Annotated in this window: 20 protein-coding genes, 2 tRNA genes and 2 pseudogenes; 8 read left to right on the plus strand and 16 right to left on the minus strand. The window is 52.2% G+C overall.

Features of this window, described 5'->3' with window-relative positions; all coding sequences use genetic code 11:
* Nucleotides 1–5: 5 nt before the first annotated feature.
* The 4 genes and pseudogenes from HND56_00005 to HND56_00020 all read right to left on the minus strand — a co-directional run bounded on the left by HND56_00005 (nucleotide 6) and on the right by HND56_00020 (nucleotide 2,863).
* Nucleotides 6–314: a hypothetical protein gene (locus HND56_00005; GenBank protein ID QKK04161.1), complete on the minus strand. Its 309-nt coding sequence runs from the start codon at nucleotides 312–314 to the stop codon at nucleotides 6–8.
* Nucleotides 301–1,158, minus strand: a pseudogene (locus HND56_00010) (protein-L-isoaspartate(D-aspartate) O-methyltransferase). Before HND56_00010 ends, HND56_00005 begins: the two are co-directional and overlap by 14 nt.
* A pseudogene (surE, locus tag HND56_00015) lies at nucleotides 1,155–1,941 on the minus strand (5'/3'-nucleotidase SurE). Before surE ends, HND56_00010 begins: the two co-directional pseudogenes overlap by 4 nt.
* A 160-nt stretch (nucleotides 1,942–2,101) precedes the next feature.
* Nucleotides 2,102–2,863, minus strand: a complete 762-nt coding sequence (locus tag HND56_00020) for a triose-phosphate isomerase (protein ID QKK04162.1) — start codon at nucleotides 2,861–2,863, stop codon at nucleotides 2,102–2,104.
* Between the two features lie 91 nt (nucleotides 2,864–2,954).
* Here HND56_00020 and HND56_00025 point away from each other — a divergent pair, with 91 nt between their 5' ends.
* Nucleotides 2,955–4,940: a hypothetical protein gene (locus tag HND56_00025; protein QKK04163.1), complete on the plus strand. Its 1,986-nt coding sequence runs from the start codon at nucleotides 2,955–2,957 to the stop codon at nucleotides 4,938–4,940.
* Between the two features lie 12 nt (nucleotides 4,941–4,952).
* Here the strand turns inward: HND56_00025 and HND56_00030 are convergent, their stop codons facing one another.
* Together HND56_00030 and HND56_00035 are read right to left on the minus strand one after the other, a co-directional pair.
* Nucleotides 4,953–5,906: a hypothetical protein gene (locus HND56_00030; GenBank protein ID QKK04164.1), complete on the minus strand. Its 954-nt coding sequence runs from the start codon at nucleotides 5,904–5,906 to the stop codon at nucleotides 4,953–4,955.
* 12 nt (nucleotides 5,907–5,918) lie between these two features.
* Nucleotides 5,919–6,914, minus strand: coding sequence for a tetraacyldisaccharide 4'-kinase (locus HND56_00035; protein QKK04165.1), 996 nt, complete (start codon nucleotides 6,912–6,914; stop codon nucleotides 5,919–5,921).
* A 124-nt stretch (nucleotides 6,915–7,038) separates the two neighbouring features.
* Between HND56_00035 and HND56_00040 the strand changes: the two genes are divergently transcribed.
* Nucleotides 7,039–7,950, plus strand: a complete 912-nt coding sequence (locus tag HND56_00040; GenBank protein ID QKK04166.1) for a diguanylate cyclase — start codon at nucleotides 7,039–7,041, stop codon at nucleotides 7,948–7,950.
* A 40-nt stretch (nucleotides 7,951–7,990) separates the two neighbouring features.
* Here the strand turns inward: HND56_00040 and HND56_00045 are convergent, their stop codons facing one another.
* Together HND56_00045 and sppA are read right to left on the minus strand one after the other, a co-directional pair.
* Nucleotides 7,991–9,406 carry a leucyl aminopeptidase family protein gene (locus HND56_00045; GenBank protein QKK04167.1) on the minus strand — a complete coding sequence of 472 codons (1,416 nt, stop codon included), beginning with the start codon at nucleotides 9,404–9,406 and terminating at the stop codon, nucleotides 7,991–7,993.
* 89 nt (nucleotides 9,407–9,495) lie between these two features.
* Nucleotides 9,496–11,469 carry a signal peptide peptidase SppA gene (gene sppA / locus HND56_00050; GenBank protein QKK04168.1) on the minus strand — a complete coding sequence of 658 codons (1,974 nt, stop codon included), beginning with the start codon at nucleotides 11,467–11,469 and terminating at the stop codon, nucleotides 9,496–9,498.
* A gap of 242 nt (nucleotides 11,470–11,711) precedes the next feature.
* Here sppA and HND56_00055 point away from each other — a divergent pair, with 242 nt between their 5' ends.
* The 3 genes from HND56_00055 to HND56_00065 are packed head-to-tail and all read left to right on the plus strand — an operon-like array spanning nucleotide 11,712 to nucleotide 15,191.
* Complete coding sequence (locus HND56_00055) at nucleotides 11,712–12,227, plus strand: hypothetical protein (protein QKK04169.1); 516 nt, start codon at nucleotides 11,712–11,714, stop codon at nucleotides 12,225–12,227.
* A gap of 12 nt (nucleotides 12,228–12,239) precedes the next feature.
* Nucleotides 12,240–14,033 carry an acyl-CoA dehydrogenase gene (locus HND56_00060; protein QKK04170.1) on the plus strand — a complete coding sequence of 598 codons (1,794 nt, stop codon included), beginning with the start codon at nucleotides 12,240–12,242 and terminating at the stop codon, nucleotides 14,031–14,033.
* Between the two features lie 12 nt (nucleotides 14,034–14,045).
* Nucleotides 14,046–15,191: a cell division protein ZapE gene (locus HND56_00065; protein ID QKK04171.1), complete on the plus strand. Its 1,146-nt coding sequence runs from the start codon at nucleotides 14,046–14,048 to the stop codon at nucleotides 15,189–15,191.
* Here HND56_00065 and HND56_00070 read toward each other — a convergent pair.
* The 7 genes from HND56_00070 to HND56_00100 form a co-directional block, all read right to left on the minus strand.
* Entirely contained in the window at nucleotides 15,188–15,910 is a 723-nt protein-coding gene (locus tag HND56_00070; GenBank protein ID QKK04172.1) for a hypothetical protein, read from the minus strand. The two genes, HND56_00065 and HND56_00070, sit on opposite strands and share 4 nt — an antisense overlap.
* Nucleotides 15,911–16,092: 182 nt before the next feature.
* A complete protein-coding gene (locus tag HND56_00075; protein QKK04173.1) occupies nucleotides 16,093–16,368 on the minus strand; it encodes an HU family DNA-binding protein in 276 nt (91 codons plus the stop codon).
* 199 nt (nucleotides 16,369–16,567) lie between these two features.
* A complete protein-coding gene (gene lon, locus HND56_00080) occupies nucleotides 16,568–19,003 on the minus strand; it encodes an endopeptidase La (GenBank protein QKK04174.1) in 2,436 nt (811 codons plus the stop codon).
* A gap of 180 nt (nucleotides 19,004–19,183) precedes the next feature.
* Nucleotides 19,184–19,825, minus strand: coding sequence for an ATP-dependent Clp endopeptidase proteolytic subunit ClpP (gene clpP, locus HND56_00085; GenBank protein ID QKK04175.1), 642 nt, complete (start codon nucleotides 19,823–19,825; stop codon nucleotides 19,184–19,186).
* Nucleotides 19,826–20,044: 219 nt separating this feature from the next.
* Nucleotides 20,045–20,914, minus strand: a complete 870-nt coding sequence (locus tag HND56_00090; GenBank protein QKK04176.1) for a hypothetical protein — start codon at nucleotides 20,912–20,914, stop codon at nucleotides 20,045–20,047.
* Between the two features lie 221 nt (nucleotides 20,915–21,135).
* On the minus strand, nucleotides 21,136–22,617 hold the full coding sequence (locus HND56_00095) for a trigger factor (GenBank protein ID QKK04177.1): 1,482 nt from the start codon (nucleotides 22,615–22,617) through the stop codon (nucleotides 21,136–21,138).
* 163 nt (nucleotides 22,618–22,780) lie between these two features.
* Nucleotides 22,781–22,866: transfer RNA gene (locus HND56_00100), tRNA-Leu, on the minus strand.
* Nucleotides 22,867–23,131: 265 nt separating this feature from the next.
* Here HND56_00100 and HND56_00105 point away from each other — a divergent pair.
* The gene (locus HND56_00105; protein QKK04178.1) at nucleotides 23,132–23,746 is read left to right on the plus strand and encodes a cyclic nucleotide-binding domain-containing protein; all 615 of its coding nucleotides are present in this window, start codon (nucleotides 23,132–23,134) and stop codon (nucleotides 23,744–23,746) included.
* Nucleotides 23,747–23,814: 68 nt separating this feature from the next.
* Nucleotides 23,815–23,891: transfer RNA gene (locus HND56_00110), tRNA-Arg, on the plus strand.
* Between the two features lie 230 nt (nucleotides 23,892–24,121).
* Here HND56_00110 and HND56_00115 read toward each other — a convergent pair.
* Nucleotides 24,122–24,403, minus strand: a complete 282-nt coding sequence (locus HND56_00115) for a hypothetical protein (protein QKK04179.1) — start codon at nucleotides 24,401–24,403, stop codon at nucleotides 24,122–24,124.
* A 186-nt stretch (nucleotides 24,404–24,589) separates the two neighbouring features.
* Here HND56_00115 and HND56_00120 point away from each other — a divergent pair, with 186 nt between their 5' ends.
* Nucleotides 24,590–25,609, plus strand: a complete 1,020-nt coding sequence (locus tag HND56_00120; GenBank protein QKK04180.1) for an adenosine deaminase — start codon at nucleotides 24,590–24,592, stop codon at nucleotides 25,607–25,609.
* Nucleotides 25,610–25,611 lie beyond the last annotated feature (2 nt).

The following is a 25,611-nucleotide window of genomic DNA, read 5'->3' on the forward strand; positions in this document are numbered from 1 at the left end:
TCATATCAACACGGAACATTTGTGCGATACTCAGAGCGCATCCCGTTCGCGTACACACGGTAATCGCGCGGCTGCGGCAGTGATAATCTTTGTCCCGAAACCAGCGTATAGGGCTCATTGGAGGCCGTTTTCCTCAATCGGTTCGACGGTTCCAGATTGTAATTTTTGGCAATAGTGTAAACCGTGTCATCGCGGTGGACAAGGACGGTTCCTGCGACTTCCGCCGTGTTCATACCGTGATGGGTGACGGCGACCTCGGGCTTCGGTTTCGGTGTGTACAGCCGGAAATGACGGCGGCGCTCAGACCAACACACAGGAGCAGTGAGAAAACGCGGCGGCCTTGCTTTTCATCATAAATCTCCTTTCCGGCGGTTCCGGTTTTAAATCCCCGCGAGGCTGAGATCGCCTGCAAAGGAAGCGAAAACTCGTTCTCTTTCGCCGTCTCTTCTTTGGGGGAGGATTGTTTTGCGCCGTCTTGTGCGGCGACTCCGTTTCTTCAAGATTATCGGGGGCGATATCAGGCAGGAGCGGCACGAAACGCACCGGCATCATTTTTCGCTTTCATAGCCGTCTTCTGTACGGGTGATGCGGTGAATAAACTGGTCACCGTTTTGCTTGCCCAGCGGAATAACGAGAAGCCCGCCGATGGATAATTGATCCAGCAGCGCTTTCGGCGGTTCCTGCGAGGCGGCGGCGGTGACGATAATACGGTCGAACGGCGCCTGTTCCGGCCAGCCTTTCATGCCGTCACCTGCAACGGTGGTAATATTATGCAGGCGCAGCTGTTTTAAAACGCGCCTCGGCAATATCCAGCAGCGGGCGGTGGCGTTCAATACTGTAAACGCGGCGGCACAGCCGCGACAGAATGGCGGCCTGATAGCCCGATCCTGTGCCGACCTCCAGCACTTTATGGCGGTCGCTGAGTTTCATGGCCTGCGTCATGGCGGCGACAACCAGCGGCTGGCTGATGGTTTGGCCGCGCCCGATCGGCAGGGCGATATCTTCATAAGCCTGATCGATAAAGGTTTCCGGCACAAAAGCTTCGCGCGGGATGCGCTCAATCGCGCCCAGCACGGCGCGGTCGGTAATGCCGGAGCGGCGCAGTTTCATCAAAAGCCGGATGCGGCGCGCCGCTGTTGTGATATCGGGAGGGCTCATGATCCGATTTTCTCCTTCAGGGCTTCCAGCGTTTTGTGATGGGTCAGATTCAGCGTTAGCGGTGTAATGGTGATATAGCCTGATGTCAGGGCCGCGGCATCATAATCCATACCGGCATGATCCGTCGCCTGTGGCGGGCCGATCCAGAAATATTTGCGTCCGCGCGGATCCATACATTCAATCACATCATCACTTGAAGCTTCGTAATGGCCTTGCGGTACGACGACAATGCCTTTCGGCTCCGCATCGCCGCGCGGCAGATTGACATTCAGCAGCGTGTTTTTTCGATCTCGAACCCGGCCAGTTTTTTAAGACTTCCGGCACCCATTTCTGGGCGATGTCCCAGTTGATATCCCCGTGCCCGCCGCCGATATGCTGGCTGAAGGCAATTGCGGGACAGCCGAGCAAAGTGGCTTCGATCGCAACGGCGATTGTACCGGAATAGGTGACATCATCGGCGGCGTTTTTGCCGTGATTAATGCCGGAGACGACCAGATCGGGCGGCGCATCTTTCATCACATGCTGAATGCCCATCACGACGCAATCCGTCGGTGTGCCGTAAACGGAGAAATGATTATCATCATAGCGCTGGATTCGCAGCGGCCTGTGGATGGTCAGGGAATGTCCGGCAGCGGATTGTTCGCTTTCCGGCGCGACAACGCAGTGGCGGGCGCCCAGAGAAATAACACATTCCTCCAGCACCTTGATGCCTTGCGAGTGAATTCCGTCATCATTTGAGATCATGATCTGCGCCTTGGCGAGATCCGCGGGTATATGAGGCATGTACGTCAACCTTGCTTCGTCAGGACGATATTATTGTTTTTGGTGTTTGTTTTAGAAATCCGCGCGGGGGCGGATAACGCAAGGAAAAGAACATCCCCCGCGCTTACTATACAGTATAGGCAAAAGCGGATGCGGCGTAAACCGTCTTCTTTCAGATGTTTTAAAGCGCGGCGGCGATAATGTCGCAAAATTCCTGCCCGTTCAGGCTGGCACCGCCGACAAGTACGCCGTCGACATTTGCGCAGGACAGGATTTGCGCGGCATTGGCGCCTTTGACGGAACCGCCATAGAGCAGATGCGTTGCGGCAATCACCGGAAAGCTTTTTTCCAGCAACCCGCGAATAAAGCCGTGCATGGCTTCGATATCTTCAATCGTTGCCGTCAGCCCCGTGCCGATCGCCCAGACAGGTTCATAGGCAATGACGGTGTTTCCGGCCAGAATTGTGTCCGGCAGAGATTGCATGATTTGCGCTTTGACGGTTTTTTCCGCTTCGCCGGACTGACGCTGGGCGGCGGTTTCACCGACGCAGACAACAGCCGTCATACCTGCGCGGTGGGTGGCTGCGGTTTTGGCGGCAACCAGCTCATCCGTTTCGCCATGAATGGCGCGGCGTTCGGAATGTCCGGCAATAATATAGGAACAACCTGCATCTTTCAGCATTTCGGCGGAAAGATCACCGGTGAACGCGCCGGATGTTTCCGGATGGCAATCCTGTCCGCCCAGAAAAACGGGGGAAGATTTTGTGACGCTGTGAAGTGCGGAGACCAATGTCGCGGGCGGCGCAATCAGTATCTCGGCCTTACCGTTCAGAGCGGATTTGTTTTCGGTGACGAAATCCGCGATATGCTTGGCGCGCGGCAGTCCGTCCGTTGACAAACCGTTCATTTTCCAGTTTCCGGCAATCAGTTTCGTATTCGCCATAACTTCTACCCTTTACCCTTTATTTTTTAATGAAACATGTGCATAAATATAACGACCGGAATTTTGAAGACAAGGAAAAAGGAAAAACGTCATGTTACAAGCCATGCGTGAAGGTATGAATTCATGGATTTTGAAGACGGTTCTCATCCTGCTATTGGGCGGGGCGATGGGCGGTCTTGTGCTGATGGATACGATTTCCTTTTGGCGGACGGGTGTCTCCCGCGGCTCTGTTGCCAATGTTGCCGGAGAAGAAATAAGTTTTGTCGAATTTGACCGCCAATACCGTATGGATCTGCGCCGCATTCCGCCGGAACTGTCGCAAAAGCCGGATGTCCGTGCCGTTGTCGCGCGCGATACGCTGCAGGAACAGATGCAGAAACGTCTGCTGGTAAAAGCCACGGCGGATAGCGGTTTGATTGTCGGCGATGTTGTGGCGGCGGAGCGCATTCGCGAATATCTAAAACCCCTGACCGATCAGGGGGCGCTGGAAAGTGTGGCGCTGGCCACGGTTTTGCAGCAGCGCCAGCTGAGCGAAAAGGCGCTGGTCGATACGCTGCGGCAGGAGCTGGCGGTCGAAATTATGATGTCGGCACTGGTTGTGCCTGTGACCGCACCGCCGCAGGAGGTGCTGGACTGGCTGCAATATGATATGGAGACGCGGGCGGGCGAATATATCCGTATTTCCGGCGCGGGTTTTAAAGCCGATGCCCCGGATGAGGAAAGCCTGCAGAAATTCCATGCCGATAAAACGGCGTTATGGATGTCGCCGGAATACCGTTCCTTTTCCCTTCTTGTCCTGACGCCGGAAAAAGTCCTCACGGAGATAGAGGGAATCGAGATTGTCAGCGATGACGCGTTGAAAAAAACATATGAAGACCATATCGCCGATTATACCGAGGCCGATAAACGCACGGTGACGCAAGCGGTTTTCGGCGGGGAAGAAGATGCGAAAGCGGTCTTTGCGCTGTTGAAAGACGGAAAAGCCAAAACACTGGCCGAAGCGGCGGAAAAATCCGGCACGGAAGATGCCCAGATCATGGAAGCGGAAGAGCATACGGCGCAATCGATTTTCCCCGAAGAAATCTCTGACGCGGTTTTCGGTTTTGAGAAAGACAAAGGTGTGGTCGGTCCGATTAAATCGCCGCTGGGTTGGCATGTTGTGAATATCACGGCGACGGCGCGGGGCAATGTGACCTCATTTGACGAGGTGAAAGAAACGCTGCGCAGTGACTGGATACTGGATCATGCCTCTGACCCGCTTTATACGAAAGTCAGCGAGCTGGAAGATATGTTCGCGGGCGGTGCCAGCGTGCAGGAGGCGGCGGAATTTATGCAGATCGGCTTTGATAATGTGCCGTTCCTGACATCTATGGGTGCCGCTGCGGATGGTAAAGCCTATCCGCTGGAGCCGGCGAAACATGCGCAGGCGGTGCTGGAAAAAGTCTTTGCCATGAGCAAGGATGACGAGATCAAGGCTGAGGTGCTGGAAATGGATGACGGCAGTTTCATCGCCGTCAGTCTGGACGAGGTAAAACCCGCGCAGAAAATCCCTTATGAAGATGTCGCGGAAAATGTCCGCGAAACCTGGGTAAAAAGCGAAAAGAAAAAGCAGATGCGCGACCGCGCCGAAAAAATTGCGGATGCCGTGCGAACGGATGGTAAAACGCTGGCAGCGGCGGCAAAAGAATTCGGCTATAGCACGGCGCAGATTTCGCTCCGCAGCCGTTCCAAAATGCATTTGACGGAGGATGGTAAAAACGCCGTGCCGACCGAGGCTGTCACCAAGCTGTTTGACCTGACGGCGGAAGGTGATGCGGCTGCGCTGCAATCGGGCGATGATATTGTGGTTGTGACGCTGACAAAACGTGACCTTCCCGATCTGGGAGATGATGCTGCCGCTGCTGCGGTATCGGAAGCGGCCATCAGCCGTGCCATGATCGAGCGCGGCTTGCGCGATGATATCGTGCGGCAGTTTCTGGCGGCGATCGAGAAAAAATACGGCGTTCAGGTCAATGAATTCAGTTTTGAAAAGCAATACGGCAAGGCCGCGCAGGAAGAGGCTTTAGGTACTTATTAAAAGGGATGATTGCTATGCGGAGAGGTTTTCTCCGTCCGGTAATATGTTCTTTTTTGCTGCGGTAATTTCTCTGGGCCAGCGGCGGTGCAGCCACAGCCATTGTTCCGGTCTTTCATGAATCCAGCCTTCCAGCATATGGTTCATATCCTGCAATAACTGCCGGATATCCTGATCCGTATCCCCTGTTTTTTTGACCTCCAGCGCCGGATAAACCGTGACGCGGAAGGCTGTGCCTTTGATGCGCTCAATCCGTGCGGGGTAAAGCGGACAGTCATGTTTCAAGGCCAGCTGTGCCGGAAAAGGGATGGTCATGGCATCATGGCCGAAAAACGGTACGGCAATGCCTTCATTCAGTTTCTGGTCGATCATAATGGCCAGCGTTTTTTTATCTTTGACCAGACGCATCATTTCAATCGCGGCGCTGCGTTTCTTATGAATCTGCCCCTCTGCCCCGCTTTCCCGCGCGCGGGAGAGCAGCCGGTCAACCAGCGGGTTGTTCAGCCGCCGATAGGTCAGATAAGCCTCGAATCCGCGCTGTTGTCTGACGCTGGCCAGCCCGACTTCCCAATTACCCAGATGGGCGGCAACCAGTATGGCGGGGGCGTCGCTTTGCGCGATCGTCTCCAATATGTCACCGCCGACAAGTTCCGCTTTTTTCCCCAGCGCAACCAGATGAGGGTATTCGGCGATTGTGCGCCCCATATTGTCCCACATTTTGCGGATCAGATCTTTTTTTTCGGCGTCGGTTTTATCGGGGAAGGCCAGTGCCAGATTCTCATAGGCTTTTTTACTGGCGCCAAGATGCGGCCCGATCATGCGTCCGATAAAGCCGCCGGTGGCGGAGGCCGCGTTGACGGGCAGCAGTTTAAAGAAACCGTAAAGCGTGTAAGCCGCGGCGGCTTCGATGCCATAGCGGATTTTGCGCAAAAGCGGAATAGGCAGTTCCTGCGGTGTTGTCTGTTGCATCAGCCGTGGTTTCTAGCTTGTTTTTTGCAGTTTTGATTTCAGGAAGGCTGTTATAGCCTGTTCGTCCTGCCATTGTAAAGCAACGGGAAGGGTTTTGACAGACTCCCTTATTTTTGCGGGCAGGCGGACGGCGTCTTTCTCGGTTGTGATCAGCGCGGCATTATGGCGGCGGGCGGCGGCCAGTAATGTTTTGATATCTTCACGGCGATAGGCGTAATGATCGGGAAAGGGAAAGAATTCCGCGACATCCGCGCCGCATGTTTCCAGTGTTTCGCGGAATTTTTGCGGCAGGCCGATTCCCGCAAAGCCGACAAATGCGCCGTCAAAGGAAGGATTTTGCGGCTGTAGATCTGCGAAAAAAACAGGATTTTGGTAGCCGTATTGCTGTAATTTTTGCCGCCAGTCTTCGCGGCTGTTTTCATCCTTTATGCCCAGTAAAATACAGGCATCGGCGCGTTTTAAGCCGTTTTGGGGCAGCTCGCGCAGCGGTCCGGCAGGGAAAACCGCACCATTGCCGAAACCGGCTGCGGCATCAATAACCAGAAAAGACAGGTTCTTATGCAATGACGGATTTTGAAAACCGTCATCCATGATAATGGCACCCGCGCCGCCTTCTTCTGCGGCGACGGCACCTGCCGCACGTTTGCGGGCGACCCAGCAAGGCGCATGGCGTGCCAGCAGCAGCGGTTCATCCCCGATCTCCCGAAAGCCGTGCTGTGCGGGTTTGACAAGTACCGGGCCTTTTAACCGTCCGCCGTAACCGCGGGTCAGGAAATGCGGCAGAAAGCCGAGATCATGCAGGATATGGGAGACGGCAATTGCGACAGGGGTCTTCCCGCTGCCGCCCATCGTGATATTGCCGATACACAGGACGGGAACGGTGCCGTGATGCGGAGATGTTAAGGCGCGGCGTAACCGTGACAGGCGGTCATACAGCCATGCCAGCGGTTTTAAACCGGGCGGCGGGGCGGCTGTGCCATACCAGAAAGCGGGGGTTTTGCGCATCATGTCTCCTTTTTACAAGAAACTTTACCGCAGCTTTGACGGGGATGCCAGCGTTAAGGATGTGTTTCTTAACGGAATTTTAGAACGGGACTGATAATCTGGAAGAAGGAATAATGAAGGAGAAGTCATGGCTCTGCGATATACATCCGTTCTTCCCAATGATTTGCTATTGCGCGATATCAAGGCGCATATGGACTGGTTTGAGACTGTGTTGCGGCGGTCTTTCTTTCCCGCCGCCGTTACGGAAGACGGCGAGGCGCCTGCCATTCCCGCCATTTTTGTCAAATGGTGCGGTGATAATACGCATAAAGAGTCCGTTGATGAAAAAGATGTGGAACATCTGCTGCAAATTCATGACGCTTTGGCGGAGGCCGGGGCGGATTGCCTGCGCGTCGCGGGCGGGATGACGCAGGAAAATTATACGGCGCTGACGCAATGCCTGGATGCCTATATGAAACAGCTGCAGAAATTCAGCGAAGATCTGGCCGGCAGTAATTTCAGTATTGATACGGTGACGGGGCTGCGCAGCGCGGCGGGGATGAAAAACGAAATCGCCCGCGAACTGGACAGGCGTGACCGTAAAAGTGACGTCTTCTGTGTTTGCGCCCTCTCCATTGACGGACATGAAGCGCTGGCGGAAAACCGCGGTGAGCGCCGTATGAAGGAAATCTATGCACATATTGCCGAAATTTTGATGGATTCCCTGCGCTCTTACGATGACGGTTATTTTCTTGGGGAAGGCGCATATCTTCTGTGCCTGAAACATGCGGAATTGCTGGATGCCTGTACGGTGATGGACCGTATTTGTGCCAGAATAGCGGCAAGCCCCGCCAGTCTGGGCGGTACGGAGGAGACGGTGAGCGTCACGCTTTCCTGCGGCGTTGCCGAACCTGTGCCGGGGGATAAAATTGACGATATTTTCGCCAATGCCGAACGCGCAATGAAAGAAGCGCAGGCGGAGGGCGGCAATCAGGTAATGGAGTGGAAGGAAAAAAGCGCCCTGCAGCAATATGCCGAAGATGCCGCCATGTTCGACTGACGGCACCCTGACATCATATTTTCCTGTTAGGCGTTTGGCGTTACTTTGCCGGACCGCCCGGTTTTTTCGCACCGTAACGCTTTTTGATCATGTCAAAGCTGGCACGGATGGCATAAGCCTCCCCGCCTTTCGGTGAGCCGGGTTTGGATGTCGGATTCCAGCCGTAAGTGTCGATATGCACCCAGTTGATATCCTTTTCCACGAATTTCTGCAAAAATAGCGCCGCGGTAATCGCGCCGGCGAAAGAACCGCCGGAATTATTCACATCGGCGATATCGCTTTTAATCATGGATTCGTAGTTTTTCCACAGCGGCAGACGCCAAAGCGGGTCGCTGGTACGTGCGGAGGCGGCTTCAAAATCCTTGGCCGTTTTATCATCATTGGTGAAAATCGGCGGGATTTCCGGGCCGAGTGCCGTACGTGCCGCGCCGGTCAGTGTTGCAAAATCGATCAGCAGATCGGGTTTGTCATTACAGGCCTCGGCCAGCGCATCGGCCAGTATCAGACGGCCTTCGGCATCGGTATTGCCGATTTCCACCGAGATACCTTTGCGGGTGTCGATAACATCGCTGGGACGGAAGGCGTTGCCGTCAATATTGTTTTCCACGGCGGGGATCAGAACGCGCAGACGAACCGGCAGTCCGGCCTCCATAATCATTTGCGCAAGACCCAGCACATGAGCGGCACCGCCCATATCTTTTTTCATCAGCGCCATATTCGCGCCGCCCTTCATGTTCAACCCACCGGTATCAAAACAGACACCTTTACCGACCAGCGTGACTTTCGGTGCGTCTTCATCGCCCCAGCTGAAATCCAGCAGGCGCGGCGCTTTGTCACTGGCGCGGCCGACGGCATGAACGGCAGGATAGTTTTCTTTTAAAAGATCATCGCCGCGGATGACTTTCAGGCTTTCGCTGTTGAATTGTTTTGTCAGGGCGCGGGCGGCTTTTTCAAGATCATCAGGGCCCATATCATTTGTCGGGGTGTTAATCAGGTCGCGGATCAGGAAAATCGCCTTCACCGTCATATTCACCATATCCTGATCGGCATTTGCCGGCCAGGCCAGTTTGTTTTCCTTTTGGGCGGTCTTTGTTTTTTTCGATTTGTAACGGTCAAAATCATATTGCCCGAAAGCCCAGCCCATTGCGGCTTCGGTGGCTTCGTCCTTGCTCATCTTGCGGTCGATATGATAGCCGCCTTTATGTTCCGGCAGGTTTTTCGGCAATGCGGAATAGCTGTAAATCGAATTTTCTTCCGGCAGGCCGAACAGGAAGGAGGTCGCTTTTCCATCCGTGGCGGGCAGCGGCAGAACGCTGCCGCTTTTGGCCGAAAATCCGGCACTTGCGACCCAGTTTTGCGTCTCTTCAGGCTGTTTTTTCAGCCAGTCTTTTAATTCGGACGGTTTGACGGGGATAACGGCGCGGGAGGTTTTGCCTTTACGGTCAAGAAAATTCATGGACGGTTCCTCGTTGTTGTTCTTGTATGATGTGGAGCCGAGATTAGCACGGGAATGAGTTATATGTCAATAAAATACGCGGGGCGGCGCTAATGGCTTGTCAGTCCGATCGCGAGCGGTGAAATGACGAGCGGTTCGGTCTGACTGCGGGATAATGCCCAGATTTGCAACAATTCGGCGGCACCCTCCGGCAGCGGCATCGCGGTGGAAATCGGCGGCACGCCACTGACGGCACTTTCCGTGAAGAGTTCAAACAGCAGTTCCAATGTCGAACGGCGCGGCGGGTACTGCACGACCGGCACGGCCTCTTCCGGTTTAAATCCGGCCATTTCCTTGGCTTTTTGCAAAGCCTCCTCCAGACCGCCGAGGCTGTCGATCAATCCGACTTCAAGAGCTTGTTTCCCTGTCCAGACGCGGCCTTGTGCGACTTTTTCCACCTCTTCCGGCGTCATGCCGCGGCCTTCGGCGACCAGAGCAACAAAACTGTCATAAATGTGATCAAGCAGGGCGCTGAAGCGTTTGCGGGCGGTCGGTGAAAACTGTGATTGTGATGACCACATATCGGCATTTTCGCCGATATTGACCGATTCCCATGTGATGCCGAGTTTTTTCCACAAATCCTCCAGCACCATTTTTCCGGCAAAAACACCGATCGAGCCGGTCAGCGTTGCCGGTGCGGCGACGATATGATCAGCATTCACCACGGCCCAGTAACCGCCTGATGCGGCGGCACCGCCCATTGAGACGATGATTTTTTTGTCTTTTTCGCGGGCATAGACAACAGCGCGGCGTATGGCCTCGGCGGCTGTCGGTGACCCGCCGGGAGAATCCATGCGCAGGACGATGGCGGCGATTTCCTCATTCTGCGCCGCGCTGCGGATGGAGGAGGAAATACGATCGGCGAACATCGGCTCGCCGCCTGATAAAGGTGATGCGCCGCCGCCGTCTTTACTGGGCATAATTGCACCGGAAGCATAGATCAGCGCGATTTTGTCTTTGCCTTCATGTGCCGTGACGGGGGCTTTTTTGCGGATCAGTTGTGACAGGAAACCGACCATACCTTCTTCATCCTCCTCGACTTTGGCGCTGAAGCCGTAACCGAGAAGGTCGATGGTTTTAATACCCTCTTCTTCATCTTCCTCTTCATCGTCGTCGTCGTCGTCATCATCGTCATTTTTGTGTGCAGCAGATTTTATCTGTTTTTCGGCCTCTTCTTTCGCGGTTTCCAGCAGGATATCGTAATGTTCCAGCTTGTCGATCAGCTTGTTTTCCGCCGCTTCCGTGCCCAGATGCGGGGCGGTATCAATCAGTTTACGTACCTCTTCCGGTGTCATGCCGCGGTCGGCGGCAATGCCTTCGGTGATTTGTGCGGCAAGATCGCCGAGCAATTCCGTCATCATGCGGCGACTGGGTTGGCTCATATCTTTGCGGGTCAGGCTTTCCATGGCGCTTTTATATTGGCCGCGGTGGTCGAATTCAGCCTCGATGCCGAATTTTTCCATCACTCCTTTCAGAAACGGGGTTTCGCTGCTGATACCGGTAATGGAGACAACGCCGAGCGGCTGCAGCCAGATTTCATCAAAAGCTGCGGCAAGATAGTAAGTGCCTGTGCCGCCGCCCATGCCGCCGAAATTCTCGCTGTAAATCCACGCTTTTTTGCCTTCGCTGCGGAAACGGTGGATGACATCGCGTAGCTCCTGTATTTCGGCAAGGTCGTAATGGCTGGCACCGGCATGAATAACCAGACCGGAGACGCGGTCATCCGTGGCGGCCATATCGATCGCATCAACGATTTCATGCAATGTTGTCGGCGGGCGCAAGAGCGGACCGCGCAGGGACGGCTTCTGGCTGGTTTTATACAGATTGGGCTTTAATTTATAAGTCAAAAGGATATTTTCCGGCAGCGGCGGCGGCGCGTAATTGACGGCACGGTGAACCGTGGCCAGAAAAAAGCAGATAGAGATAAAAAGCGCAAAGCCGAAAACGGCGAAAATACGTCCCAAAAAGGAAAAAACACGGCCAAAACCTTTATCTTCTTTACGGCGTGTCAGATTGGTTTCCATGGAATATCTCTCTCGAATTACTGATGCGGGCGGATGAGGAGGAAGGTAATGCCGGAATCATCCTCTTATTCCCCATTCTGACGGAAAACTCTAAACAGAATGTAAAAATTTCCGCTGACTGAAAGGGAAAATCTAAAAAAAAGACGCGACCAAAGGGAAAAGCTTTGCTATCCTATACCAACGTGCCAACGGTACGTTTCAGATAACCGAAAATAAACCACAGCATCGCAGGAACGAAAAATATGTTCGGAGGCAAAAAAGACAAGCCGCGCGTCGGCGCAACTGCCAAACGCATGCAGGCGGAAATGATTGCACGCAAACATCGCGGCGAGGACGTCAAAGGCCAGAAACAGGATGTCACAGGCCCGATTGTGCTGATTTTTTTAATCAGTGTTGCCATGGCTTTTTTGATGACGGATCAGGGCGTTTATGACCGTTATGCCCATTACTTCCGCATTACCGGAAACCATCTGGTGAACCAGATGCTGGTCGGGCCGGGAACGCCGGTCTTTATCGGCAACGGTCTGGCGGATACGATTATCGTTTCCATTACCCGCGGGTTGTTTTTGTTTTTGCTGGCCGGATCAGTGCCTTATATGGTGCGGACATATGCCCGGGTGACGGACCGGATGCAGGGAAATCTTTACATCATGCATTGGGGCTGCCTGATTGTCGTACCCTTTATCATTTATGTGTCACAAAGTTTTATCTGGCCGCTTTTAAAAGACGTGTATGATATCTTTTTCTATACGGGATAAGGAACGGAAATTATGACGGAATACAGACCACCGCTTGAGGATTTGGCATTTGTGCTGGATCATATCGCGGGTTTTGACGGTATTTGCGGTGAAGGCAGCGACATCAATATGGATCTGGCGCGCGCCGTGCTGGAGGAGGCAGGCAAGCTGGCGGCGGATGTCTGGGCGCCTTTGAATTCCGCCGGGGATAAACAGCCTGCCGTTATGGAGAACGGTGTTCTGAAAGCGACGCCGGGCTTTAAAGAAGCCTATTTGCAATTTGCCGAAGGCGGCTGGAACGCGATTTCTTTTGACGAGGCGTTCGGGGGGCAGGATATGCCCTGGTGTCTTGCGATGGCGGCGGCGGAAATGTGGCAGGCCTCCAACCTGTCTTTGAGCCTGTGTCCTTTGCTGGGGCAGGCGGCGATTGAAGCCATCCATAAACACGGCACGGCGGAGATGCAGGAAAAATACCTGCCGAAGCTGATCTCCGGCGAATGGACGGGTACGATGCATTTGACCGAGCCGCAGGCGGGAACCGATCTTTCCGCCATACGCACGACAGCGAAAAAAGAGGGTGATCATTACCGTCTTCACGGGCAAAAGATTTTCATCACTTTCGGCGAACATGATTTTACCGAGAATATCATTCATATGGTGCTGGCGCATATTGACGGCCTGCCTGAAGGGAATAACGGGCTGGGTCTGTTTCTGGTGCCGAAATTCCTCGTTAATGATGACGGCTCACTCGGCGAACGCAATGATGTTTTCGCAGTCTCCGTCGAACACAAATTGGGAATTCACGGATCGCCGACCTGTGTGATGACTTACGGCGATAAAGGCGGCGCAGTCGGTTATCTTGTCGGGGAAGAGGGCAAAGGGCTGCGCAATATGTTCACGATGATGAATAACGCCCGTATCGGCGTCGGCCAGCAGGGGGTTGCCCTTTGTGAACGTGCGACGCAACATGCAAAGGCTTATGCCGCCGATCGCGTACAAGGTGGGAAAATCGGCGATAAATCCGGCAATGATGTGACGATTATCAATCATGTCGATGTCCGCCGTATGCTGGCGACGATGCGTGCCTTGACCGAGGCGGGGCGTGCAATGGCGCTTTATGCCGGCGGTTATATTGACCGCGCGACGCGTGCGGCGGATGCGGAACAGAAACAGTCCCTGTCGGCGCGGGTGGATTTGATGACGCCGCTGATCAAGGCATGGTGTACGGATGCGGCGGTGGAGGTCTCTTCACTGGGCGTACAGATACATGGCGGTATGGGCTTTATCGAAGAAGCGGGTGCGGCGCAATTCTACCGCGATGCGCGTATTCTGCCGATTTATGAGGGTACGAACGGTATCCAGTCCAATGATCTGGTCTTCCGCAAAATTCTGCGTGACGGCGGCCGGGAATTCACCCGTTTTGCCGCGGATATTGCCACGGATATTGATGATTTGCGCAGCCGTAATGATGAAGCCTTGTCGGTGATTGCCCGCCAGATGGATACGGCGCTGGAAAAACTGAAAACCAGCACGGAATGGATTTTGCAAAACGGCGCGGAAAATACCGATGCCGTTGCGGCGGCCGCTGTGCCGTATCTGCGTCAATGCGCAACAGTGGCGGGCGGTTATATGATGGCGAAAATGGCCGGAACCGCGCATCAGCTGCTGCAAGCGGGTGCGGATAATGACAATACGGCGTTCTTGCAGACCAAAATCATTCACGCGCGCTTTTTCGCGGAATCACTACTGCCGCAGGTCGGCGGCTTGACGGATGTGGTGACCGGCGGTCATCCGGCGCTGCTGAAAACATCTGACGCACAGCTTTAAGGATTTCCGCTGATGAGCGGCCTCCCCGCAAAAACACATAGGGATATGGATGCCGCCTATGCGGCATTGCTGGCGGATGGCACATTGCACCCCGATGCGGTACAGCAGGAGATCGTTGAAAAACTGACGGCGCTGCAAAAACAGCTGGCGGGCGGCGGGGCGGCAGAGACGTCTTTTTTCGACAGGTTATTTTCCGGTTTTAAAAAAAGCGGTGAAAACGGGCGGCAGGGCATCTATCTTTACGGCGGTGTCGGGCGCGGCAAGACCTTTTTAATGGATCTGTTTTTCAAAACGGCACAGGTGAAGGACAAAACCCGCCTCCATTTCCATGATTTCATGCTGAAAACACATGACGCGCTGCATGACCGCCGCCGCGGGCGTAAAACCATGCATTATCACAAAACGGATATTCTTGCCGATTACGCGGCGGAGCTGGCGGAGAACAGCCGTTTAATCTGCTTTGACGAGCTATATATCCGCGATATTGCCGATGCGATGATTTTGGGGCGCTTGTTTACCGCCTTATTTGCGCAGGGTGTGACGGTGGTATTTACCTCGAACTTTCCGCCGGATGATCTGTATAAGGACGGGCTGCAGCGCGGCTTGTTTCTGCCCTTTATTGCGCTGCTGAAGGAAAGGCTGGAGATTCTGCATCTGTCATCGGAGCGGGATTACCGTTTGAACCGCGCCTTTAAGGAAGGCACATGGTTTGCGCCTTTGTCACCGGCAGCGCAGGAAAAAATGCATACGGTTTTTGCGGCTCTGACGGATGGCAAGCCGAAAGAAAAACGCGTGATAAAAATCAAATCACGGGAAATGGCTGTGAATGACTGTGCGGGGCGGGTGGCATGGTTCACATTTGCCGAATTATGCGAACAGCCGCGCGGCGCGGCGGATTATCTGATGCTGGCGCAGCACTTTGACGCCGTTTTGCTGGCGGATGTACCGCAGCTGACGGATAAGAAACGTAACGAAACGCGGCGTTTTATGACCCTGATAGACACGCTGTATGAAAAAGGGGTCAGGCTGGCTGTTTCCGCCGAGACAGGCATTGACGGGCTTTATAACGGCACGGAGAACGCATTTGAATTCCAGCGCACGCAAAGCCGGTTGATCGAGATGCAATCGGAATCCTATTGGCAGGAAAATGTGGATTAATGTTTGGCTTTGATATGTTTTGCGGGTTTTTCGCGCGCCCAGTTTTTCAGGCGGCGGCTGTCACCCAGACAGGCTCCTAAAACCATGGCGAGGATAAAGATCGGAATACCCGAGAAGCCTGTGGCGAACCATTTATCTTCGTTACGGCGGTCAATCTTCTGTGCCGTCACATCAAGGATGTTTTCGACCGATGAACTGGCATATTGTTTTATGACATCGTCGCGTTTATCGCGCAGGAAACCGTAATCGGCAATATCATATCTGTCATTAATTTCTGCCGGGTCCTTGACGGTGTTTTCAAAAACCGTCATCAGATTTTCGGCCTGTGCTTCTGACAGATGCGGGGTGAACAGGATACGGTCAAGAACGGGCGTGGCTTTGCCGTCAAACGCATTGGCGGCGTTGCGGCGGGCGGTTTGCAGTTCCTGATATTCCGCCGTGGTGTAATCACCGGTTTCAAGACGGGTCTCGATACCGTTTAGCGTGGCAAAGTCTTTTTGCAATACCGTCAAATCGGACTGAATTTCCGCCAGCACGGTTTCCGTTTGCGGCGTGGTCTGGTGATCGGGTGCTTCATCTGCCAGCATCCAGACGCCGCCAAAGCTGAGCGCGGCTGTTAGGGCGGCACCGATTGTGACAGCAACGCCGCCATCGCCTTTGCGGGCGGTTTTGGCAAATTGATGCCGTGCCGATTTCAGATAATAAGATGCGTTTTGCATGGTATAAAACCCGCCCCGTTATTTTAAAGAACAGGCAATAAGCTACCATATTTATGAAAAATAATCAAGTGGCCTATGCGGCAATGCAGGCAAAGAAAAACAGCCCGGCATCGCGCGCGGGCTGTTTTCTTTATATCTTCAAATGAAAGCCTTCTGCTTTTAAAAGCAGAAAACCGCCAACATTACTTGTTGACGATTTCTTTCAGGGCTTTACCGACTTTGAACTTAACTTGGTTGCAAGCCGGAATTTGAATTTCTGCACCCGTTTGCGGGTTGCGGCCTTTTGTTGCTTTACGCTTGGTCACATCGAATGTGCCGAAGCCGATCAGCTGTACTTTGCCGCCTTTTTTCAGTGTAACGGAAACGCCGGAGATGAAAGCTTCCAGAGCTTTAGCAGCTTCGGTTTTTTTCAGTTCAGCATTTTTCGCGATAAAATCGATCAGTTCACTCTTGTTCATAATAGTGCTCCTTTATAAAGTTACGTTTGGCAAAATTCGCCTTTGGTTTTATAAACCAGGGTCGTTTCTAAATATCTTTTTCAAGATCATTCTAGAAAACGGGTTGAGGTCGATAAAAGTAGCCGAGGGCCTCGCAGCCCTTGGTTTCCCTACACCGAATCACTCGATACAATTATAATTGCTGGTTTTCCGCGGAATCTCAATGACGAATTACGTCTTCCGTCATTTTTTTGCGGTTTTTTTCAGTAATCTCTTTCAATTCTTCATTATTTGCAGGTTTTATAGGCTTTGGCGCCTGCGAAAGCGCATGTTCCAGCACTTCCTCGACCTTCGAGACCGGAATAATATCGATGACTTTTTTGACATTTTGCGGAATATCTTCGAGATCTTTAACGTTATCCTGCGGGATCAGCACTGTTGTAATACCTGCGCGCAGAGCCGCCAGCAGCTTTTCTTTCAAGCCCCCGATCGGCAGAACCTGTCCCAGAAGATCAACTTCACCTGTCATGGCAATGTCACGATGCACCGAAATACCCGTCAGGCTCGAGACCATGGCCGTGACCATAGCAATCCCTGCCGAAGGGCCGTCTTTCGGTGTGGCACCTTCGGGAACATGGATATGCACGCCGATTGTTTCGAAAACTTCCGGCTGGATGCCAAGGGCGGGTGCGCGTGACTTTACGATCATTTCCGCGACCTGAATGGATTCCTTCATCACATCACCCAGCTTACCGGTCATGGTGAATTTGCCTTTGCCGGCATGAGTGACGGCCTCAATTGACAGCGTATCGCCGCCGGTTTCCGTCCAGGCCAGTCCGTTGACAAGGCCGACACGGTTTTCTTCATTGATTTTGCCGTAGTCATATTTTGTGATACCGGCGTAATTCTTCAGATTGCGCGGGGTGATATTCACCTTTTTGCGCTTTTTCATCAGAATTTCCTTCACGCTTTTACGGGCGAGATTGGATAATTCACGTTCCAGATTACGGACACCGGCCTCCCGCGTGTAATAACGGATCAATTCGCGCAGCGCATTGTCGGAAATGGAGAACTCGCCTTTTTTCAAGCCATTCGCCTTGATCTGTTTTTCAATCAGATGGCGCTTGGCGATTTCGACCTTTTCATCTTCCGTATAGCCGGACAGGCGGATGATTTCCATCCGGTCCAGCAGCGGGCGCGGCAGGTTCAAACTATTCGCCGTACAGATAAACATGACATCGGAGAGATCATAGTCAACTTCCAGATAATGGTCGTTGAATGTATGGTTCTGTTCCGGATCCAGCACCTCCAGCAGCGCCGAGGACGGATCACCGCGGTAATCATTACCGAGTTTATCAATCTCATCCAGCAGGAAAAGCGGGTTTGAAGATTTGGCTTTTTTCATCCCCTGCACGATTTTGCCCGGCATAGCACCGATATAGGTGCGGCGGTGTCCGCGGATTTCCGCTTCGTCACGTACGCCGCCCAGAGAAATACGGACAAAATTACGGTTTGTCGCACGCGCAATCGAGTGACCAAGCGAGGTTTTACCGACACCCGGCGGCCCGACAAGGCACAGGATGGGGCCTTTAACCTTGCCGGCGCGTTGCAGCACGGCAAGATATTCCAGAATGCGTGTTTTGACCTTTTTCAGACCGTAATGGTCTTCATCCAGCACTTTTTCAGCCAGTTTCAGGTCTTTCTTGATTTTGGAGCGTTTGCTCCACGGAATATCAAGCAGCCAGTCGAGATAGTTGCGCACGACCGTGGCCTCGGCCGAGATCGGGTTCATTTGTTTGAGTTTGCGCAGCTCGTTCTGGGCTTTGGCTTTCGCCTCTTTGGTCAGGCGGGTTTTTTCCAGCTTTTCTTCCAGCTCCGCCAGCTCGTCCATGCCTTCTTCGGTATCATGCAGCTCGCGCTGGATGGCTTTCATCTGTTCGCTCAAATAATATTCGCGCTGCGTCTTTTCCATCTGGTGTTTGACGCGGTTGCGGATATTGCGTTCCATTTCCAGCACATTGATTTCGCCCTCCATGAAGGAGAAAATACGCTCCAGCCTTTCCGCGACATCAACGACTTCCAGCAATTCCTGTTTTTCGGGAATTTTTAAAAGCAGATGCGAGGCCGCCATATCGGCAAGCTTGCCGGGGTCTTCGACGCGGGCAACAGTCGGCACGACTTCGGGCGGGATTTTTTTGTTGAGTTTGACGTATTGCTCGAATTCCGTCACGGTGGCGCGCATCAGACCCTGCAGGGCATCTTCCTGACTGGCGGGCGGGGTTTTGTCTTCCAGCGGCGCGCAATAGGCTTCAAAAAAGTCGCTATTCTGCGTGAAAGAGGAAATACGGGCGCGTTTTTTACCCTCGACCAGAACCTTGACGGTGCCGTCGGGGAGTTTCAGCAATTGCAGAATGGAGGCAATTGTCCCGATTTTATAAAGATCCAGCGTATCAGGCTCGTCTTTGCCGGCGTTTTTCTGGGTAACGAGGAGAATTTGCTTATTTTCCTTCATCACATGTTCCAGCGCGCGGACGGATTTTTCACGCCCGACGAACAGCGGCACAATCATATAGGGAAAGGCAACAATGTCTCTGAGCGGCAGAACCGCGTATTTTTCGGCTGCTTCGGGCGTATCTCCGAGAATTTCGTCTGACATGGATTTATACCTTCCGGTCGTATAGGGTGTTGGTTGTTTTCTAAGCCGCGTTCATCTTTTCACTGTTCAAATCGCGCCCCGAAAAAGGGCTTACAGCACCGCTTTTTTAAAGGGGACACTCTTTGATTATGACCGTTTTTGTTTAAGAAAGGCTTGATTTCGCCTTTTCATAAGTGCTTATTATTTTTTACCGCTATCGGCGTCTTCTTTGACCTCGGGGCGTTTTTCGACAACTTCGTCGATCAGACCGAAAGCTTTTGCCTTAACGGGGTCCATGAAGTTATCGCGTTCCATGGCTGTTTCGATTTCCTTGATTTTACGTCCGGTGTGATGGACGTAAAGCTGGTTCAGGCGTTTACGCAGATCCAGAATCTCTTTGGCGTGGATCTCGATATCCGTTGCCTGGCCGCGCGCACCGCCGGAAGGCTGGTGAACCATGATGCGGGAATTAGGCAGAGAATAGCGTTTGCCTTTTGCGCCGGCTGTCAGCAACAGAGATCCCATCGAGCAGGCTTGTCCCATGCAGACGGTGGCGACATCGGGGCGGATATATTGCATCGTGTCGTAAATCGACAGACCGGATGTAACAACGCCGCCGGGAGAGTTGATATACATGAAAATGTCTTTTTTCGGGTTTTCCGATTCAAGATGCAGCAGCTGGGCACAGATCAGTGTGGCCATATGATCGTGAACTTCGCCATTGACGAAGATAATGCGCTCTTTTAACAGACGCGAATAAATATCGAAAGACCGTTCCCCGCGGGCGGTTTGCTCGATCACGATGGGGACGAGTGTACTGACGGGGGATTCAAATTCGCTCATTGTTTGCCTCTTTCATTGCTTTTAAATTGTTTGGCGTTTTCCTGAATAGGATAGCAGGGGGTTTCACCGCATTTCAAGAATGCCATGACGCGGCAGGGCGGTCAACAAAATGCCGCGCAAAAAGCACAAGAAAAAACCGCCCCCCTTAACTTTCGTAAGGGAGGCGGTATAACAAAGAAAGTATATAACTTACTTTTACCTAAGCAAGCACCTTAAAGCTTAGCGCTTCGGGCCGTTTTTTTGTGCCGGCGTCGTCGTTTTGGACGCTGCGGGCGTTGCGACATCGTTGTCGTTGCCTTTGGTGCGCTCTTGGTAGATTTCGTCGATCAGTTTTTTCGATTTTTCGTTAAACTTCTCGCGTTTCGGCGGTGCATTTCTGTTAACCATATGTGCAAAAGGTGCCGGTTTTTTGTGCGGGATGATACCGTCAATCAGGTTCAGCTTTACGCCTTCTTCCGGAGACAGCCAGTTGTCGCGCTCGAGAAGTTCGTAAACTTTCTCTTCCGCAATACCGGTATGGGCGACATAGATGTCAGCAAGAATTTTGTACAGACGATCCGTGTTTTCCAGGCTGACTTCCTGATCCTGAATTTTGCCCTGCGTACCGGAGGCAATTGCGTGGATCATAATGCTGGAGTTTTGGGAAGCGTAACGCTTGTCACCGCCGACCAGCAGCAGGGATCCCATGGATGCCATCAAGCCGTAGCCTTGCGTGTGAACCGGAGATTCGATTTCGCGCATCGTGTCATAAATGACCAGACCGTCAAGAACGGAACCACCGGGAGAATTAATAATCATGCGAATCGGCTTCGTTTTATCCTGCGCATCCAGAAACTGGAGTGATGCCTGTGCAACAGCGGCCATTGCGCCGTTGACTTCGCCGTCAAGGCGGATAATACGGTCGCTCAGGAGGCGGGAGAACAGATCCCAGCGTTTCATAACGCCGCCCGGCTCTTGCTCTTCAACCGTCGGGATAACGGTGTTGGACGGAGCCGACGTGTTCTCTTTAATGAAGCTTTCCTGATCTTTCGCAGACAGGTTTTCGAACAATGATTTTACAACGTCCAAATTTGTGTTTTGCTTTTCCATGGTCTTCTCGTGCCTTTCTTTGTTTTTTTAGTCAACGGTGTCCATTGCGTCGAAGCCGTGCCGTTTGCTTTTGCAAATCAACACAGAACCCCTTACGTAAACAAACACCGCCAAGTTATAAAGTTTTTCGTAAATTCAAAGATGACTATTTAGACATCTTTCCACTCTCTTCTGCAAGCTTTTTTTTCTTTTTATGCGATAAAACAGCAATTTTTATATTTTTATTTCTTTTTGCCGTCTGTCTTCTTATCGCCCTTCTTTGTTTTTGATGCTGTGCCTTTATCCGCGGAGGTTTTTTTATCGGAACCTGATTTCTTCGAAGAGGCTTTTTTCCCTTTTGAGGAAGATTTTTTCTTCGTATCGATCGACTGTTCCGCCTCTTCGGCGAGCTTTAACAAGTCATCAAAACTTACGCTTGTATTAATAACAGAACATATTTCCAGAATAAAGTCAACAATTTTTTCCTCATATAAAGGTGCGCGGAGTGCTTCGAGAGCTTGTGGCGTGCTTTGATAATACTCAAACACCTGTTTTTCCTGACCCGGATAACGGCGCGCTTCGTTGATGACAGCCTGTTGCAGCTCACCTTGCGAGACTTCGACCTTGTTTTCACGGCCGATTTCGGCGAGAACGAGTCCGAGCTTCACGCGGCGTTTGGCAATCTCGCGATATTCCTTTTTCTCCGAATCGGACAGGTCGAGTTCGTGGTTGCATTCCTCACCGTGATGGTGGCTGCCGTCCTGATGTGCAAGATGGTGCAGGATGCTCTCATATTCCGAATCGAGCATGCCGGCCGGCACGTCGAATGTATGGGTTTCATCCAGAATATCCAGCAATTGACGTTTGGTGTGCAAACGCGTCAGACGGTCGTAATCGGCCTGAATTTGTTCCGTGACGGCGGCTTTTAACGCTTTCAGATCATCGAAACCGAGTGTTTTGGCAAACTCGTCATCCGTTTTCGGCAGAACGGATTTTTGCAGTTTCTTGACCGTGACGGTGAAGACGGCTTCTTTACCGGCCAGTTCCTCGCTGCCGTAATCTTTCGGGAAAGTGACGGTAACGTCTTTCTTGTCACCGGCTTTGCAGCCGACCAGCTGGTCTTCAAAAGTGTCGACAAAGCTGTTTGATCCGAGCTCCAGCGCGTAGTCATCGCCTTTCATACCGGGGCGGGCTTCGCCATCGACGGTGCCGTCGAAATCAATCACGACAGTGTCGCCTTTTTTGGCGGCGCGCTTTTCTTTGACGTCTTCCAGCGTTTTATTGCCTTTTGCGATGCGCTCGAGCGCTTCATCAACGGTTTTGGCTTCCGGCTTGGCTGTGTGGCGCTCAAGCTTCAGTTTCTTGATATCCGTCAGTTTGATCTCGGGCAGAACCTCGACAACCATCGTATATTTCAGGCCTTTGCCTTCTTCAAAGCTTTCCACTTCGATTTTCGGCTGCATGGCGGGTTTGATCTTATTTTCGTTGATGGCTTTCATCGAGCTGTCATTGACAGCACTTTCCAGCACTTCCCCCAAGACGGACTGACCATAGCGGGATTTCAAAACAGCCAAAGGGACTTTGCCCGGACGGAAGCCGGGGATTTTCATGGTTTGACCGATTTCCTGCAATTTCTCGTCAACGCGCTGGGAAATTTCCTCAGCTGTCATGGTCACGGTAAAGGTTTTTTCAAGAGCGTTATCTTTGGTCTGTTTGATTTGCATCGGTTTCATCTTTCTTAAATCGTTGCTTTTAAAAAATGGACTATATTGTCCGCACTTACGTCTAAATTCACCCGGCACCGGCTGTAAGCCGGTTAGGGTTCATTAAGACATTCAGTGACAGACACTTGAAAAAGGCAGATTTACTGTCTTTTTCAAGTGTCTGTGGTGCGGGCGAAGGGACTTGAACCCCCACGTCGCTAGGACACCAGAACCTAAATCTGGCGCGTCTACCAATTTCGCCACGCCCGCTTTTACACGAAATGCCGTTCATTCCTTTTAAGGCGGCCTATTTCCGCATATATTATGCTCAGGGTCAATAGTTTTAGGGGTTTCAGACATTGAAAAACTTTGATTTTGTACCGCCGTCACCGGTTTTTGAGGTTTTTCTGTTATAATAAGGGGTATGGGAGAGGAAAACGGGTGGAACCGCTTTCCGAAAACCCTGTATTTGTTAAGGTTTCTACGGCAATATGAAAGATAGTCGGGTTTTGCGAATCGGAGGATGACACCGGAGATGACAAAGGGGAGTAAAGAACAGGATGCATTAAGCGGTAAAATTCTTGACCGCCGTTTTGTACCCAAAGATACGCTGATTATCGAGGAAGGGCAGCCTGCCTCCTGCGCCTATTATATGGAGAAAGGCGCGGCGGAGGTGTTCACAACCGATATTGACGGACGCAAGATTGCGCTGTCGCCGATCGGGCCGGAGGATATTTTCGGCGAAATGGCTCTGATTACGCGCGGGGTCCGTACCGCTAATGTGCGCACAACGGAAGATTCGACGATTGTGAAGATTACACCGGAGGATTTCCGCCGTTCCTATTCCGGTTCCAACAAGATTTTCAAAAAGCTGATGGTGGCGCTGGTTGACCGTTTGATCGGTGCCAATCACCATATTGCTGAACAGCATAAAACCATTGCGGATTTTGAGGAAGCCGCGCATTTGACGGTGATGACGGTGAGCAAATCCATCCCCGAAGAGCTGCGCGACAAATTCGTGATGGAGGTCAAGCCTGTTCTGGATCATCTGCGGACGCTTTTGAAAAAATATAAAGACCTGATTCCCGCCGAGGCTGAAGAGCTGGAGGAAAAGGTCACGAAAACAGGCAAAAAGCTGAAAGACGAATAAAAGGCTTGATGGATGGGGGCAAGAGTCCTTATGATACGCCTGTTTTATAGAAGATTTGATAAAAACAGGCGCCCGTAGCTCAGCTGGATAGAGCATTGGTTTCCGAAGCCAAGGGTCACAGGTTCAAGTCCTGTCGGGCGCACCACAACCACAATAAAAACTCCCTTGAATGGGGTTTTTTATTGTGGTTGTCACTGGAGCCTTAGCGAGGAAAAGCGGATTTTCCAATCCGCGCAGTCCGAGGTTTAGGCGTAAGTGTAAATAGCCCCCTTGAATGGGGGTTTTTATTGCGGTTGTCACCGGGGCTTACCGAAATCACACAAAGAAAAAACCCCGCCGGTAATCTGCGGGGCTTCGCCAGTTTTGTTATTTGCGTTAGTCGAGACTGCTGTCTCCGTTCGCGTAGTTGAAAATAGACAGGCAACACATTCCCATCGAAACCAGTGTCATCAATGTTGACGTGGTGAACAGCGCCAGAAGATTGCCCCAGAAAACAACCAAGGCGCAAACGCATAATGTGACCATAATGGAAATGACGAACAGCGTTTTCAGCAACGCGACATTTCTTTCGGGACCGCGGAAGTTGTCCGCGCCCTCGCCCGTTGATCCGGTATTCTTCATATGAATATGAACTTGCTGCGGTGCTGCATTTGTCATTTTTCTTACCTCACCGTTTCAAAAAATTGCACACTCCCCTGATTCCATAATAGCGCAGAGAAGTTAATATCGAATGAATAATACGTAAAATTACAACAATCATTATGAAAAGGCAATACTGCGGATGGATTTTTGATGAAAACACGGTTATGCTGGCACAGTACATATTTTAAGCAGGAGGAAAAAATGCAGGTTTCTGAACAATTTATCAAGGATATGCCGAAAATCGAACTGCATCTTCATATTGAGGGCAGTCTGGAGCCGGAATTGATGTTCGAACTGGCGCAGCGCAATAAAATCGCCCTGCCTTTTCCTGATGTGGAGGCGGTGCGCCGCGCTTATGATTTCAGCAATTTGCAGGATTTCCTCGATATTTACTACCAAGGCATGAATGTGCTGCGGGAAGAGCAGGATTTCTATGATCTGGCCTGGGCGTATTTTGAAAGAATCGCCGCACAGCATGTCATGCATGCCGAAATTTTCTTTGACCCGCAGGGCCATACGGCGCGCGGTATTGCTTTTGAAACCGTGCTGAACGGCTTGACCCGCGCCATGCAGGATGCGGAAGACGAGCTGGGCGTGACCGCGAAACTGATTATGTGTTTCCTGCGTCATTTAAGCGAGGAAGACGCGTTTAAAACGCTGAATGAGGCGCTGCCCTATAAAGACAGAATCATCGGGGTCGGTCTCGACAGTTCCGAAAAAGGCCATCCGCCGTCGAAATTCGCCAATGTTTTTGCCAAGGCGCGGGAAGAGGGTTTTTTGATTGTCGCCCATGCCGGAGAGGAAGGCCCGCCCGAATATGTGACGGAGGCGCTGGATATTCTGAATGTTGACCGCATTGACCACGGCAACCGCCTGCTGGAAGACGCGGCGCTGACCGCGCGGATTGTGGCGGAAGGCAAGGCGCTGACGGTCTGCCCTTTGAGTAATCTGAAACTTTGTGTCGTAAAGAACATACAGGATCATCCGCTGAAAAAGATGCTCGATCTCGGGTTGAAGGCAACGGTGAATTCCGACGACCCCGCCTATTTCGGCGGCTATATGAACGAGAATTTTCTGGCCGTTGCCAAGGCGCTGGATCTGAACGCCGATCATTTGCTGACCCTGACACGCAACGGTATCGAAGCCAGCTTTCTGAGCGATGCGGAAAAATCGATACTGTTTGACCGTGTCGATGCTTTTGCACAGAAGGCGGCGGCGTGAAG

This window comes from Pseudomonadota bacterium (assembly GCA_013285465.1).
Taxonomy (GTDB): domain Bacteria; phylum Pseudomonadota; class Alphaproteobacteria; order Micavibrionales; family CSBR16-224; genus CSBR16-224.